Annotated in this window: 15 protein-coding genes and 1 pseudogene; 5 read left to right on the forward strand and 11 right to left on the reverse strand. The window is 70.1% G+C overall.

Going from position 1 to position 13,600, the window contains the following annotated elements; all coding sequences use genetic code 11:
- Positions 1–33 precede the first annotated feature (33 nt).
- The 5 genes from ACN28F_RS13850 to ACN28F_RS13870 are packed head-to-tail and all read right to left on the reverse strand — an operon-like array spanning position 34 to position 1,198.
- A complete protein-coding gene (locus ACN28F_RS13850; RefSeq protein ID WP_421358080.1) occupies positions 34–225 on the reverse strand; it encodes a hypothetical protein in 192 nt (63 codons plus the stop codon).
- Between the two features lie 5 nt (positions 226–230).
- Positions 231–446: a flavin reductase gene (locus ACN28F_RS13855; protein ID WP_421358082.1), complete on the reverse strand. Its 216-nt coding sequence runs from the start codon at positions 444–446 to the stop codon at positions 231–233.
- Entirely contained in the window at positions 443–646 is a 204-nt protein-coding gene (locus ACN28F_RS13860; protein WP_421358084.1) for a hypothetical protein, read from the reverse strand. Before ACN28F_RS13860 ends, ACN28F_RS13855 begins: the two co-directional genes overlap by 4 nt.
- Positions 639–881 (reverse strand): hypothetical protein, encoded by a 243-nt coding sequence (locus ACN28F_RS13865; RefSeq protein ID WP_421358086.1) that lies wholly within the window; start codon positions 879–881, stop codon positions 639–641. The genes ACN28F_RS13860 and ACN28F_RS13865 overlap by 8 nt, the downstream gene beginning before the upstream one ends.
- Complete coding sequence (locus tag ACN28F_RS13870; RefSeq protein WP_421358088.1) at positions 878–1,198, reverse strand: DivIVA domain-containing protein; 321 nt, start codon at positions 1,196–1,198, stop codon at positions 878–880. Before ACN28F_RS13870 ends, ACN28F_RS13865 begins: the two co-directional genes overlap by 4 nt.
- A 268-nt stretch (positions 1,199–1,466) precedes the next feature.
- On the opposite strand from ACN28F_RS13870, the gene ACN28F_RS13875 reads away from it, so the two are divergent.
- The gene (locus ACN28F_RS13875) at positions 1,467–2,873 is read left to right on the forward strand and encodes a Tat pathway signal protein (protein WP_421358090.1); all 1,407 of its coding nucleotides are present in this window, start codon (positions 1,467–1,469) and stop codon (positions 2,871–2,873) included.
- A 159-nt stretch (positions 2,874–3,032) separates the two neighbouring features.
- On the opposite strand, the gene ACN28F_RS13880 is transcribed toward ACN28F_RS13875, so the two are convergent.
- The 3 genes from ACN28F_RS13880 to ACN28F_RS13890 form a co-directional block, all read right to left on the reverse strand.
- Complete coding sequence (locus ACN28F_RS13880; protein ID WP_421358092.1) at positions 3,033–3,626, reverse strand: hypothetical protein; 594 nt, start codon at positions 3,624–3,626, stop codon at positions 3,033–3,035.
- A gap of 239 nt (positions 3,627–3,865) precedes the next feature.
- Entirely contained in the window at positions 3,866–4,945 is a 1,080-nt protein-coding gene (locus tag ACN28F_RS13885; RefSeq protein WP_421358094.1) for an aspartate-semialdehyde dehydrogenase, read from the reverse strand.
- Positions 4,946–4,951: 6 nt separating this feature from the next.
- Entirely contained in the window at positions 4,952–6,217 is a 1,266-nt protein-coding gene (locus tag ACN28F_RS13890) for an aspartate kinase (protein ID WP_289208360.1), read from the reverse strand.
- Between the two features lie 318 nt (positions 6,218–6,535).
- On the opposite strand from ACN28F_RS13890, the gene ACN28F_RS13895 reads away from it, so the two are divergent.
- The 4 genes and pseudogenes from ACN28F_RS13895 to ACN28F_RS13910 form a co-directional block, all read left to right on the forward strand.
- Positions 6,536–7,291, forward strand: coding sequence for a hypothetical protein (locus tag ACN28F_RS13895; RefSeq protein WP_289208361.1), 756 nt, complete (start codon positions 6,536–6,538; stop codon positions 7,289–7,291).
- A gap of 238 nt (positions 7,292–7,529) precedes the next feature.
- Positions 7,530–9,332: a 2-isopropylmalate synthase gene (gene leuA / locus ACN28F_RS13900; RefSeq protein ID WP_421358096.1), complete on the forward strand. Its 1,803-nt coding sequence runs from the start codon at positions 7,530–7,532 to the stop codon at positions 9,330–9,332.
- A gap of 110 nt (positions 9,333–9,442) precedes the next feature.
- Positions 9,443–10,144, forward strand: a complete 702-nt coding sequence (locus ACN28F_RS13905; RefSeq protein WP_421358098.1) for an HNH endonuclease family protein — start codon at positions 9,443–9,445, stop codon at positions 10,142–10,144.
- Between the two features lie 59 nt (positions 10,145–10,203).
- Positions 10,204–10,446: pseudogene (locus ACN28F_RS13910) on the forward strand (hypothetical protein); the annotation flags it as partial.
- A gap of 61 nt (positions 10,447–10,507) precedes the next feature.
- Here ACN28F_RS13910 and ACN28F_RS13915 read toward each other — a convergent pair.
- From ACN28F_RS13915 to ACN28F_RS13925, 3 genes are read right to left on the reverse strand one after another with little or no spacing between them, the layout of a single operon-like run.
- A complete protein-coding gene (locus tag ACN28F_RS13915; RefSeq protein WP_421358100.1) occupies positions 10,508–11,605 on the reverse strand; it encodes an ABC transporter ATP-binding protein in 1,098 nt (365 codons plus the stop codon).
- Positions 11,598–12,596 (reverse strand): ABC transporter ATP-binding protein, encoded by a 999-nt coding sequence (locus ACN28F_RS13920; protein WP_289208363.1) that lies wholly within the window; start codon positions 12,594–12,596, stop codon positions 11,598–11,600. The genes ACN28F_RS13915 and ACN28F_RS13920 overlap by 8 nt, the downstream gene beginning before the upstream one ends.
- 3 nt (positions 12,597–12,599) lie before the next feature.
- Entirely contained in the window at positions 12,600–13,571 is a 972-nt protein-coding gene (locus ACN28F_RS13925; RefSeq protein WP_289208364.1) for an ABC transporter permease, read from the reverse strand.
- Positions 13,572–13,600 lie beyond the last annotated feature (29 nt).

Below are 13,600 nucleotides of genomic sequence, written 5' to 3' on the forward strand. Positions count from 1 at the left end.
TCGTCCAGGAGCCGGCTGGCGCAGTCCGGTCTCTCACCCGGCGGCGGATCGCCGGATGAGGCGGTAGCGGGGCGGGGGCGGGTCCGGACGCCCGCGATGCTCGCGTTGGTGTTCACGCACCTGGTTCTCCCAGGTCGCCTGGTCGTAGTCGGGGTCGGGTGGGATCCAGCGGTGTGAGCCGTCGTCGTAGTGCATCGGTTCGTCGCCGGGGCGCAGGATCGACATCGGCGTCACAGCCAGCCGAGGAATCGCCAGTAGAGGTCGCCACCGTGTCCGGCCGGCAGGTCGGTCATGGCCTCGACCATGTTGGTGGCGAGGTAGACCGAGAGCGAGACGCGGGCGTCGGCGTACTCGATCGTGAGTTGTCGCCGGCTGTCCAGGCACGGCCAGGCGTGCCCGCAGCCGGCGCAGACCCAGCTCGGGCGGACCGGGGCATGCAGGCTCATCCGGCATCCTCCGGCCGGTCGACGGCGGCGACGTGCACACCGAGGTCGCGGAGCCGGGTGAGCGCGACCTCGGTGCGCCAGCAGCGGCCGGCGGCGGTGAGCGGGTCGCCGCAGGCGCAGCCGTCGGCGCCCGGGGTATGCCGGTCGACCAGCTCCGTCAGGTGGTCGATCTCAACCTGGCGGGGGACGGGGTCAGTCATCGGCCGACGCGGTGCGGTCGCTGACCAGGTCGCTGCCGGCCGGTTCCGGGCTGGGGTCAGCCCATACCCGGGTACGCAGCAACGGCTGGTCGGTGGCGGACAGCGTGGTGTCGGCGAAGTCGACGACGTCCAGGTGGGCCAGCGAGTCCCGCAGCGCGGCGGCGAACCGGGCGGCGGCTTCGATGTCGGTAAGCCGGGTCGGCAGGTGGATGGTCCAGCGCGGTTCGTCGCTCACCAGTGGCCTCCGTTGCCGGTCTGCCGCTGGTGCTCCGACTGGTAGACGCCGGCGGGCGGGTCGTTGAAGCGGCAGCCGACGTGCCGTTGCCGCCACTGCCGCAGTCCTTCGCGGCACCGGTCGGCCTCGGCCCGGTCGACGGCGGCCTGCCGGGTGATCCGGTCAAGCTCATCGGCGACGTCGCGCAGGTACGCGTACACCGCCGCCGGGTCCAGCCCACGCCACCGCGTGTCGAACTGCACCGCCCTGACCTGCCACGGCTCGACGAGTACGCCCTGCCGAGGCACCACCCGCCCCCGCCTGCTCCGCTGCTCCATGACTTCTCCTCGTGAACTCGACACCAACGCTCAGCCAACACAGCCAGGGGAGGCCACGCTGATCGACAACTCGCATCTATGGATGAGCCGATTAGTAGTTCGAATCGCGAAGCGCAATCGTTCGCCATCCAATGATCATCGCCGCGCTCTACTCCGATGCGGCAGGACCTGTTTGTAGTAAACGGATTGTCGGCGTCCTCCGGTAGCCTGTGAGGACATTGGACGCGTTGAACGCGTTGAACGCCGGTCCGACCCAGGGAGGCTGCGGATGACACGGCGGCAGAGGCAACGCAACGAGCAACTGCGGGAGATGATCAAGGCGTGCCAGTGGTCGTACGATGCCTGTGCCGCAGCAGTTCGAGTCATCGCCCGCGAGCACAACGATGACCTGCGATCCTGCGATCGGTCACACGTCGGCCACTGGGTCGCAGGGGCACGGCCGAGTGGTCGAACCCCTCGCTACCTCGCCGAAGCGGTCAGCCGTCGACTCGGTCATCTGGTCTCACCGACCGACCTTGGCTTCGACGTGGACGGTAGCCTGGAAGCCGACCTAGGCGGACTCGACTGGTGGGTGGACGACTGCGCCACCAACCTCGTGACGATCGGGAGGGCCGACTTGGAGCGACGAGCTTTCGCGCTCAAAGCCTTGTACTCGCTGGCTGCGCTCGCGGTTCCCCTCGAGTCCTGGCAGGAGGTCGCAGACCGAGGGCGACGCGCACAAGGTGGTGGGGTCGCGGTAGGCCGCAGCGAGATTGACGCCGTGCGAGACATGCTGGCGGTGTTCAGCCGAGCTGACGAGCGGTTCGGCGGCGGCCACGCCCGTCTTGCGGTCGTTCAATACCTTTCGTCAGATGTCGCTGACTATCTGCGCGGCAGGTTCTCGTCCGACTCGGAACGCAGGGCAATGTTCAGCCTGGCTGCGGAGATGACCTACCTTGCCGGATGGAAAGCATTTGATTCGTCCCTGCACGGCCTAGCTCAGCGGTACTACGTCCAATCACTGCGGCTCGCAAATGAAGCCGACGACCGCGCACTTGCAGCGTTTACTCTGCGTGCGATGGCTCATCAGGCTGTTGACCTCGGTCACGGGCAACAGGCGCTCAACCTCGCGGAATCCGCTCTCGGCTGGTCGAAGGGAAGCTCCACCCCGGCCGCCACTGCTCTGTTCGCGATCCTAGTGGCGCGGGGTCACGCGGCAACAGGTGACCGTACACGCACCTCCACGGCGATCTCTGCTGCAGAGAAGCGCCTTGCGGAATCTGCACCGGACGAGGAGCCGCCGTGGATTCAGACCAGCGGTTTCACGGAAACCTCGCTTGCTAGCCAAGCTGGACAGGCCCTGCGAGATCTGGGAGACATGTCGGGCGCCGAGACGCAGCTCCGCCGGTCGATTGCGACTCGAAACTCAGATGTCTACCGCCGTATTCACACGCTGACGTTAGCCAACCTGGGCGACGTGCAGTGCGCGCAGGGCCGTCTCGGCGAGGCAGCCGCGAACTGGAACATGGCCATGGACGCGATGACTGGTGTCAAGTCGGGCCGTGCGCGTGCCGCCGTGAAAAACATGCGAGCGCGTCTGGGTGGCGTTGGCCAGCGACTACCCTCATTCGCTAAACAACTTGATCAGCGCGGTGCCGCTCTTCTCCGTGATGGAAGTACATCTTCGGGAACCTGACCAGATGCGCGATCTCCTGGATCAAGCAACACCGGCCCAGTGCGGTCACCCAACGATTCCACGGCAACGACGGTCAACCGCATCTGACAATGCGTAGTAGCACGGTCCTCCCGAAACCGGGAAGCTCATGCGCGGTCGAAGGTCAGATCAACCGGATGATTATAATGAATCGGATGTATCGATGCCCCGTGGCGGATCGCCGATGAGTGTCGGCAGGGCGTCACGCCAAGTGGCGTTCTTGTCGCGGCAGAGACGGTTGAAGCTCGTGAACCGAGGGCTTTCTGGCGGGGAGAGTTCTAGCGACCAGGTGCCGAAGACGCAACTGTATCGCGCGCGCCAGCCGTCGCCGCGTTCGAATAGGCGGCTGCCGCTGATCCCGCCGCTTCGCGAGTATCCACAGGTGCGGAATCCGTGCTCGTGCAGCCAGGCGGTGGCGGTGGCAACGTCCGCTGGTTCAGCCAGAGGGCCTTCGGAGTCTTGATCAGAGGCAGCGGCGGCTTCGATCGCCGCCGCAGTGTCGGCGTCGATGAGGGTAAAACTTCCGTCGTCGTCTGGGCGGCCCACCGCGACATCGCACGTCGTGCCGTCCGAGAACCGGAGTGTGAATATCGGGCCCCAGTCGTGCGTGTCCCTGAGATCTTCGAGCGTGTCCAGATCGCGCAGTCGAGCGTGGCTGGCGTCGATGCTGACGTGCACTGGCCACGGCCCGATGCTGAGCGCATGGTTGAGCTGCCATTCCAGGTCGGCGTCCATGCCACCATCATGCGCCGCTGCCGCAAAGGGTGGGGCGTCAGGGCGCGGGGTGCAGGCAGACCTCCGCGAGGCGTTGCAGGAGACGCTCAGGCGTCTCGCGCAACTTCGCGTACCAGATCACCAACTCGACGTCGTTCCCTCACCCCAGTAGCGGTGTCGTCCATCGACCGCATCTGGCGTACCCATGAGGTCGAACGATGGATCAAGCAGCACCGACCGGACCTCCACGGCCCGGTGCGTCAGCGCTGCTTGGCGAGGTCCCGGGCGATCAGTTCGGCGATCTGGATGGTGTTCAGCGCGGAGCCCTTACGCAGGTTGTCCCCGGTGACGAAGAAGTCGATCGCGCGCGGGTCGTCGGTGGACCGGCGGATCCGGCCCACCCAGGACGGCTCGGTGCCGACCGCGTCGATGGGCATCGGGAACTCGGCGTTGCCCGGATCGTCGACCACGATCACGCTGGGGGCGTTGCGCAGCACCTCGCGGGCGCCGTCCGCGGTCACCTCGCTGCCGAAGACGGCGTGTACGGCGACCGAGTGGCCGGTCACCACCGGCACCCGTACGCAGGTCGAGGAGACCTTCAGGTCCGGCAGCCCGAGGATCTTGCGCGACTCGTTGCGCAGCTTCAGCTCCTCGGTGGACCAGCCGTCGTCGGCCAGTTCGCCGGTGAACGGGACCACGTTGAGCACCAGCGGTGCCGGGAACGGGCCCAGTTCGTCGCCGACGGCCTGGCGTACGTCGCCGGGGCGGGAGCCGAGGGTGCGGTCGCTGGCGGCCCTGGCCAATTGGCTGTGCAGCAGTTCGACGCCGTACCGGCCGGCGCCGGAGACGGACTGGTAGCTGGCGAGCACCAGCTCGCGCAGGCCGTACTCGTGGTGCAGCGGGGCGATCGCGACGATCATCGCCAGGACGGTGCAGTTGGCGTTGGAGACGATCCCGCGTGGGCGGCGGCGGACCTGCCCGGCGTTGATCTCCGGCACGACCAGCGGTACGCCGGGGTCCATCCGGAACGCGCCGGAGTTGTCCACGACGGTCACGCCACGGGCGGTGGCGACCGGTGCCCACTGCCGGGACACCTCGTCGGGTACGTCGAACATGGCGACGTCGACGCCGTCGAAGGCTTCCGGGCTGACCGCGACGACCGGCAGCTCCTCGCCCCGGCAGCGCATCCGTTGGCCGGCGGAGCGCGGCGAGGCGAGCAGCCGGATGTCGCCCCACACGTTGGCGCGGGAGGTGAGCAGCTCACACATGACGGTGCCGACCGCGCCGGTCGCGCCGAGCACCGCCAGCGTCGGCAGCGGGTGTGCCTTGGTGTCAGGCACCGGGGTTCACCGCCCGGTGCCCGCGTAGACCACCGCCTCTTCCGTACCGCCGAGGTCGAAGGCCGCGTGCACCGCGCGTACCGCGGCGTCCAGGTCGGTGTCCCGGCAGACGACCGAGACCCGGATCTCCGAGGTGGAGATCATTTCGATGTTGACGCCGGCCTCGGCGAGGGCGGCGAAGAAGTTTGCGGCCACGCCCGGGTGTGAGCGCATGCCGGCGCCGATCAGCGACACCTTGCCGACGTGGTCGTCGTAGAGCAGGCCCTTGAAGGCGATCTGTTCCTGCACCTTGCCGAGGGCGGCCATCGCGGTCGGGCCGTCGGCCTTGGGCAGGGTGAAGGAGATGTCGGTGCGGCCGGTGCCCTCGGTCGACACGTTCTGCACGATCATGTCGATGTTGGTCTCGGCGTTGGCGACCGTCTCGAAGATCCGGGCGGCGGCACCCGGCTCGTCGGGCACCCCGACGATGGTGATCTTCGCCTCGCTCCGGTCGTGGGCGACTCCGGTGATGAGTGCTTGCTCCACGGAAAGATCCTCCATCGATCCGGTCACCATCGTGCCGGTGTTGGTCGAGTACGACGAGCGGACGTGGATCGGCAGCCCGGACCGGCGGGCGTACTCGACGCTGCGCAGGTGCAGCACCTTCGCGCCGCAGGCGGCCAGCTCCAGCATCTCCTCGTAGGTGATCTGCTTGATGTGCCGGGCGTTGGGCACGATGCGCGGGTCGGCGGTGAAGACCCCGTCGACGTCGGTGTAGATCTCGCAGACGTCGGCGCGCAGCGCGGCGGCGAGCGCGACCGCAGTGGTGTCGGAGCCGCCCCGGCCCAGGGTGGTGATGTCCTTGGTGTCCTGGGACACGCCCTGGAAGCCGGCGACGATGGCGACCGCGCCCTCGTCGAGGGCGCCCTGCAGCCGGCCGGGGGTGACGTCGATGATCCGGGCCTTGCCGTGCGCCGAGGTGGTCAGCACGCCGGCCTGCGAGCCGGTGTACGACCGGGCCTCGTAGCCGAGGTTGTGGATGGCCATCGCGAGCAGCGCCATGGAGATCCGCTCGCCGGAGGTCAGCAGCATGTCCAGCTCACGGCCGGGCGGCAGCGGGCTGATCTGCCCGGCGAGGTCGAGCAGTTCGTCGGTGGTGTCGCCCATCGCGGAGACGACCACGACGACGTCGTCGCCGGCTTTGCGGGCGGCGACGATCCGTTCGGCGACGCGCTTGATGCGTTCGGCGTCGGCGACCGAGGATCCGCCGTACTTCTGCACCACCAGTGCCACGGCGGTCCACTCCTTCCAGCTGCTGCCAACCTGCCGGCATCAGGGTACCGGCGTCGGCGGACCGTACCGTGAGCCGTTCCCACGATCCGGCCGGGCGCGGTCACTGCCCGTATCGGCTGCGGCGACGCCGTGGGATGCCGTCCGGTGCGGGCCGGACCGGCCGCCGGCCGCAAGGCCGGAGGTGGACGCGGTGCCTGCGGCGCAAATCGGCGTGTTGGCGGACCGCCCTGCCGCAAAACCCGGAGCGGTACGCAGAATGGGCGGATGCGTTCCCGGGGTGTCGATGCGTCACGAAACTCACCTGCCGTCCTGGCTTCCGTGGCGTTCGTCACGTTGTCCCTGCTGGGCTGTGATTCGGCCGGCCCGACAGCCGGGCCGAGCCCGTCGCCGGAGGAGACCGGTGCCTCGGCGGACCCGCCGGGCACCTCCCCCGACAACCCCCGGCTGCAGCTGGCGGCGGCCGCTGCCGCCGCCAGCGACCTGCGGATGACCGGCTTCTACACCCTCACCACGCCGGGCCGGGCCGACCGCACGCTGGCGGTGACCCTGGCGACCGACGGCAGTTGGCGGGTGGACGTCCCAGGCGGCGCGAACGGCGGCGCGGTGGACATCGCGATGGCGCAGAACGCCGACGGGCTGTTCCAGTGCGCGCTGCCGTCGCCGGCGCAGCCGGTGGCACCGTCCTGCGTCCGGCTGGGGGATCCGGACGCGGCGGTGGATCCGGGCGTGGATCCCCGGTTGCAGCACCTGTTCACCGACTGGCGGCGGGTCCTCGCCGACCAGCGGGCACCACTGGCGGTGTCGGTTGCCGACCCGCTGCCCAACACCGACGGCACCTGTTTCTCGGTCGAGTCGACGACCGCGTCGCTGCGCCCGCCGCTGGACGTCGGCATCTACTGCTACCGGCCCGACGGCACGCTCACCGGTGCCCGGCTGGAGCTGGGCACGGTCGTGCTGGCCGGGCAGCCGGGGGCGGCACCGCCGTCGGTCACCCTGCCGGGTCCGGTGACGGAGCGGCCGGCGCTGCGTACCGGCAGCCCACCGGCACCGCCGACGACCGCGACGTCCGGTTGACCGATTCGAACCGTACGGCTTTGCCGTCGGCCCGCCGACCACGTAGGGTAACTCCTGTCATGTGGCAGGCGCTCCTCCTTCGCTGCCGCGACGAGGCTTCCTAGGCCGGCACCTCGTCGCGGAGTTGCTTCGCGCCGCCTTGACCTTCCCCGCGCCCCGTACGGCGTACGCGCCTCGCCCGACACGAGCGCCCCGAACGGCACCAGCGGGATCCTTTCGACTCAGCGGAGTTCCCATCATGTCCACGACTGCCGGCACCAGCCCGACCACCACCGACGACAGCACCGACCCGACCACCACCGACGACAGCACCGACCCGATCGCCCGGCAGCAGCCGAGCCGGATGGCGTACCAGCGGTACCAGCCGTACCACCAGCAGTTCGCCGTCGACGTACCGGACCGGCAGTGGCCGGCCCGCCGCATCGAGCAGACGCCCCGCTGGTGCGCGGTCGACCTGCGCGACGGCAACCAGGCGCTGATCGACCCGATGTCGCCGGACCGCAAACGCCGGATGTTCCAGCTGCTGGTCCGGATGGGCTACAAGGAGATCGAGGTCGGCTTCCCGTCGGCCAGCCAGACCGACTACGACTTCGTCCGGCAGCTGATCGAGCAGGACCTGATCCCCGACGACGTCACCATCCAGGTGCTGACCCAGTGCCGGGAGCATCTGATCGACCGGACCTTCGAGTCGCTGCGTGGCGCGAAGCGGGCGATCGTGCACTTCTACAACTCGACGTCGGTGCTGCAGCGGCGGGTCGTCTTCGGCCTGGACAAGGCCGGGATCACCGACATCGCCACCACCGGGGCCCGGCTGTGCCAGAAGTACGCCGAGATCCACACCCCGGACACCGACATCTTCTACGAGTACTCGCCCGAGTCGTACACCGGCACCGAGCTGGACTACGCGCTCGAGGTGTGCAGCGCGGTGATCGACGTGATCGCGCCCACCCCGGACCGGCCGCTGATCATCAACCTGCCGGCGACCGTCGAGATGGCCACCCCCAACGTGTACGCCGACTCGATCGAGTGGATGCACCGGCGGCTGCCCCGGCGGGACAGCCTGGTCCTGTCGCTGCACCCGCACAACGACCGGGGCACCGCGGTGGCCGCCGCCGAGCTGGGTCTGCTGGCCGGGGCCGACCGGGTCGAGGGCTGCCTGTTCGGCAACGGCGAACGGACCGGCAACGTCGACCTGGTCACCCTGGGGCTGAACCTGTTCAGCCAGGGCGTCGACCCGCAGATCGACTTCTCGCAGATCGACGAGATCAAGCGGACCGTCGAGTACTGCAACCAGCTGCCGGTGCACGAGCGCCACCCGTACGCCGGTGACCTGGTCTACACCGCCTTCTCCGGTTCCCACCAGGACGCCATCAAGAAGGGCCTGGACGCGCTGGCCGCCGACGCGACCGCCGCCGGGGTCGAGGTCGACGCGCACGACTGGGGGGTGCCGTACCTGCCGATCGACCCGCGTGACGTGGGGCGCACCTACGAGGCGGTGATCCGGGTCAACTCGCAGTCCGGCAAGGGCGGGGTGGCGTACGTGATGCGCCAGGAGCACAACCTGGACCTGCCCCGGCGGCTGCAGATCGAGTTCTCCGGTGTGGTGCAGGCGTTCACCGACGACGCGGGCGGCGAGATCGAGCCGCAGCGGATGTGGGACGTCTTCGCCACCGAGTACCTGGCCGGGCAGCAGCCCGACCCGGCGGTGGTGCTGGAGTCGTACGCGACGAGCACGGTCGACGGCAAGGTGGAGGCGACCTCGGTCGTCGTGGTCGACGGGGTCCGGCACACGCTGAACTCGGTCGGCAACGGTCCGATCGACGCGTACGTCAACGCGCTGCAGTCGGTGCGGGTGGGCGTGCGGGTGCTGGACTACCACGAGCACGCGCTCTCGGCCGGGGGCGACGCCCAGGCGGCGGCGTACGTGGAGTGCGAGGTCGGTGACCGTACGGTATGGGGGGTCGGCCTGGACTCGAACATCGTCATCGCTTCGGTGCGGGCCGTGACCAGCGCGGTGAACCGGGGCCGCCGGGCCGGCTGACAGCCAGCAGGCGGGCCGGCTGACGACTCGCAAGATCCACTTTGGTCCTGGCGAAACGCCGGAACTGCGGGTGCCTGGCGCTGACCGCCCGGCACCCGCAAGCTGGACGGGTGCGAACCCCTCAGCAACGACACCTGCCGACCGACCGTTTTTCGCTGCGCCGGGCGGTGGCCGCGGTGGCCGCCGCCCTGGCGCTGGCCGCGACCGCCGGCTGTGAGTCCGTCGACATCTCCCTCGGCAGCCCGTCGGCCGCGCCACCGGTGGACGGACCGGCCGCCGGCTCGGCGGACGAGGCCACCGCCCTGCTCGACCAGTTGACGGTGGCGGCCGCCGGCAGCATGCAGGGCTACAGCCGGGACCGGTTCCCGCACTGGAGTTCCGCCGGCAGCAACTGCGACGTGCGCGACACCGTACTGGAACGCGACGGCACCGCCATCGAGCTGGACGGCTGCAACGTGGTCGGCGGCGAATGGCTCAGCGCCTTCGACGGCGAGTCCTTCACCAACCCCCGCGACCTCGACATCGACCACATCGTGCCGCTGGCCAACGCGTGGCGCTCCGGTGCCGACACGTGGAACGACGACCAGCGCCGTGAGTTCGCCAACGACCTGGAACGCCCGCAGCTGATCGCGGTTTCCGCGTCGACCAACCGGGCAAAGGGAGACCAGGACCCCTCCCAGTGGCAGCCACCGAACCGGGACTACTGGTGCCAGTACGCCCAGGACTGGATCACGGTGAAGCACTACTGGGAGCTGTCGGTGACCCAGCCGGAGAAGGCGACGTTGGCCGACATGTTGGCGACCTGCCCGTGACCGCGTCGCACGGCGCAGGCTGAGGACAGGAGCAGACTGTGGGTGACCCGCCGGAGAACAGCCGTACCCAGGACATCGTCGCCGGCCCGGGCGGCGTGATGACCGACGAGGTCGGTGTGGTGACCGGCGACCTGACGTTGCGGACCGAGCTCGCCGCCGGCGAGGTCACCCTCCGCGTGCAGTACAAGGACGCCGACGAGTGGTACGTGGTGACCGGCGGCCGGGCCAGCCTGGCCGACCCGGCCGACCTGGCCGCCGTACACGCGATCGCGGTCGGCCTGCTGCACCGCCCGGACGGCTGACGACGGCGTCCGCGCCCGGCGGGCCCGGGACGTCCACGCCCGGCGGGCCCGGACCAGGAGCTCAGACGTACGACTCCGGTTCGCTCGGGGCCGAGACGGTGTGCGGCGGCGCCGCACCGTCGGCCGGGTGCACCAGCTGCGCGGTCACCTGGTGCGGGCGCAGGGTGCCGGCGGCGATCTGCTCCGCCCAGTGGCAGGCCACCCGGGAGGCGCCGATCTCCCGCAGCACCGGACGCTCGTCGACGCAGCGGGTCGGCTGCGCCCACGGGCACCGGGTGTGGAACCGGCAGCCGGCCGGCGGGTTCGCCGGCGACGGCAGGTCACCGGCGAGCAGGATCCGCTCCCGGCGGTCCTCCACCTCCGGGTCCGGCACCGGCACCGCCGACAGCAACGCCCGGGTGTACGGGTGCAGCGGTTCCTGGTAGAGCCGGTCGCCGGGAGCCTCCTCGACCAACGCCCCCAGGTACATCACCCCGATCGTGTCGGAGATGTGCCGGACCACCGCCAGGTCGTGGGCGATCACCAGGTAGGTCAGGCCCCGGTCGATCTGCAGCTCGTCGAGCAGGTTGATCACCTGGGCCTGGATCGACACGTCAAGGGCGGAGACCGGTTCGTCGGCGACGATCAGCTCCGGCCCGAGCACCAGTGCCCGGGCGATGCCGATCCGTTGGCGCTGCCCGCCGGAGAACTCGTGCGGGTAGCGCGACAGCGCCCAGCGGGGCAGCCCGACCGCGTCGAGGGCCTCGACGACGATCCGCCGCCGGTCGTCGCGGTCGGCGCCCATGCCGTGCGCCTGCAGCCCTTCGACCAGGATCGACTCGACGTTCTGCCGGGGGTCCAGGCTGGACATCGGATCCTGGAAGATCATCTGGAAGCGGCGGCGCATGGTGCGGAGCTTGGCCGCCGGCAACCGGTTCAGCGTCACCCCGTCGAAGACCACCTCACCGGCGGTCGGCGGGGTCAGCTGCAGGATCGCCCGGCCCAGCGTCGACTTGCCGCAACCGGACTCGCCGACCAGCCCGTACGTCTGGCCACGGGCGATCCGCAGATCGACCCCGTCGACCGCCTTGACGTGCCCGACCACCCGGTCGAACAGCACGCCCCGGCTGATCGGGAAATGCACCTTGAGGTCGCGGACCTCGACCAGGGTCTCACTCACCGGTGGCCTCCGCCGGGTCGGTCGCGGGTGGATTGACGCAGCGGAACGCGTGCCCGCCGGTGTCGCGGCGCAGCGCGGGCGGGGCACCGAGGCAGTCGTCGACGCGGCGGTCGCAGCGCGGCGCGAAGGCGCAGCCGTCCGGCCAGGGCAGCAGGTCACGTACCGAACCGGGAATCGGTTGCAGTCGCCGTCCGTGGCCGGCGTCCAGCCGGGGGATGGAGCCGAGCAGACCGACCGTGTACGGATGCCGGGGCGCGGCGAACAGCGGCCGCCGGCGGGCCGTCTCGACCACCCGGCCGCCGTAGAGCACGTTGACCGTGTCGCACATGCCGGCGACCACCCCGAGATCGTGCGTGATCATGACCAGGGCGGTGCCCGACTCGCGTACCAGGTCCTTGAGCAGTTCCAGGATCTGCGCCTGGATGGTGACGTCCAGCGCGGTGGTCGGTTCGTCGGCGATCAGCAGCCGGGGCTGGCAGGCGACCGCCATCGCGATCAGCGCCCGTTGGCGCATCCCGCCGGAGAGCTGATGCGGGTACTCCTTGAGTCGGCGGGTCGGGTCCGGGATGCCGACCCGGTCCAGCAGGTGCGCGGCTTCCTTGCGGGCCGCGTCGCCGCGCATTCCCCGGTGGCGGACCAGCACCTCGGTGACCTGCACCCCGATCGGCACCACCGGGTTCAGCGAGGAGAGCGGGTCCTGGAAGATCATCGCCACGTCGCGGCCCCGGACGTCGCGCATCGCCCGGGGCGCCAGTCGCAGCAGGTCGGTGCCGTCGAACGTGGCCCGACCGCTCACCCGCACCCCCTTGCCGGCGGGCAGCAGGCCCATGATGGCCAGTGAGGTGACGCTCTTGCCGCAGCCGGACTCGCCGACCAGGCCGGTCACCTCACCGGCGTCGACCGAGAAGGAGACCCCGTCGACCGCGTGCACGGTCCGCTGGCCCCGGCGGGCGAAGGTGACCGCCAGTTCATCCACGTCGAGCAGCGCCATGGTTCACTTCCGCAGTTTCGGGTCGAGGGCTTCCCGCATCGCCTCACCCAGCAGGGTGAAGCCCAACGCGGTGACGATGATGCCCAGCGCGGGCAGGATCGCCAGCCGGGGTGCCGCGTCCAGGTAGCGCTGTGCGTCGGCCAGCATCACCCCCCACTCGGGAATCGACGCGTCCGGGTTGCCCAGGCCGAGGAAGGACAGGGCCGCCACCTCGATGATCGCCGTGGCCAGGGTGAGGGTGGACTGCACGATCACCGGGGCGAGCGAGTTCGGCAGGATGTGGGTCACCGCGATCTTCGACCGCCGTACGCCCAACGAGGTCGCCGCCACCACGTAGTCGCTGTTGGCCTGGGCGAGCATCGAGCCGCGCAGCAGCCGGGCGAAGACCGGCACCGAGACCACCCCGACGGCGATCATCACCGTGGTCAGGCTGGCCCCGAGCAGCGCGGCGATGCTGATCGCCAGCAGCAGGCTCGGCATGGCCAGCAGCATGTCCACGATCCGCATCAGGACGGTGTCGATCCAGCGCCCCCAGCGGCCGCCGAGTCCGGCGGCCGCACCGGCCAGGCCGCCGATCAGCGCGCCGACGGTCAGCCCGATCAGCGTGGCGACGACCCCGACCAGCAGGGTCTGCCGGGCCCCGACGATCATCCGGCTGAACTCGTCGCGGCCGAGGTGGTCCACGCCGAACCAGTTCTCCGCGCGCGGGCCCGGGTAGTAGGCCTGCGACTCGCGGATCTCGTCCTTCCACAGCTGCGCCACCGGGTCGTACGGCACCAGGAACGGTCCGACCAGGGCGACCAGCAGGAACACGCCGAGGATCGCCGCGCCGACGATCGCCGCCGGGTTGCGCCGCAGCCGGCGCAGCGCCTCCTGCCAGAGACTCACCCCGCGTTCGTCGTCGTGCGCCGCCGACAACTCGGCCAGCCGGTCGAGCTTGGCCTTCTTGCGTCCCGGGTTCAGCAGGTCGCTCATCGGGCCGTCCTCCGTCCACGCCTGCGTGC

It is taken from the genome of Solwaraspora sp. WMMA2101 (genome assembly GCF_049179175.1).
Taxonomy (GTDB): domain Bacteria; phylum Actinomycetota; class Actinomycetes; order Mycobacteriales; family Micromonosporaceae; genus Micromonospora_E.

Excerpts from the sequence above, each read along its gene's own strand:
- ACN28F_RS13860 (WP_421358084.1), bottom strand. The coding sequence starts at position 646 with ATGACTGACCCCGTCCCCCGCCAGGTTGAGATCGACCACCTGACGGAG.
- ACN28F_RS13880 (WP_421358092.1), bottom strand. The coding sequence starts at position 3,626 with ATGGACGCCGACCTGGAATGGCAGCTCAACCATGCGCTCAGCATCGGG.
- ACN28F_RS13920 (WP_289208363.1), bottom strand. The coding sequence starts at position 12,596 with ATGGCGCTGCTCGACGTGGATGAACTGGCGGTCACCTTCGCCCGCCGG.
- ACN28F_RS13850 (WP_421358080.1), bottom strand. The coding sequence starts at position 225 with ATGTCGATCCTGCGCCCCGGCGACGAACCGATGCACTACGACGACGGC.
- ACN28F_RS13855 (WP_421358082.1), bottom strand. The coding sequence starts at position 446 with ATGAGCCTGCATGCCCCGGTCCGCCCGAGCTGGGTCTGCGCCGGCTGC.
- leuA (WP_421358096.1), top strand. The coding sequence starts at position 7,530 with ATGTCCACGACTGCCGGCACCAGCCCGACCACCACCGACGACAGCACC.
- ACN28F_RS13875 (WP_421358090.1), top strand. The coding sequence starts at position 1,467 with ATGACACGGCGGCAGAGGCAACGCAACGAGCAACTGCGGGAGATGATC.
- ACN28F_RS13870 (WP_421358088.1), bottom strand. The coding sequence starts at position 1,198 with ATGGAGCAGCGGAGCAGGCGGGGGCGGGTGGTGCCTCGGCAGGGCGTA.
- ACN28F_RS13925 (WP_289208364.1), bottom strand. The coding sequence starts at position 13,571 with ATGAGCGACCTGCTGAACCCGGGACGCAAGAAGGCCAAGCTCGACCGG.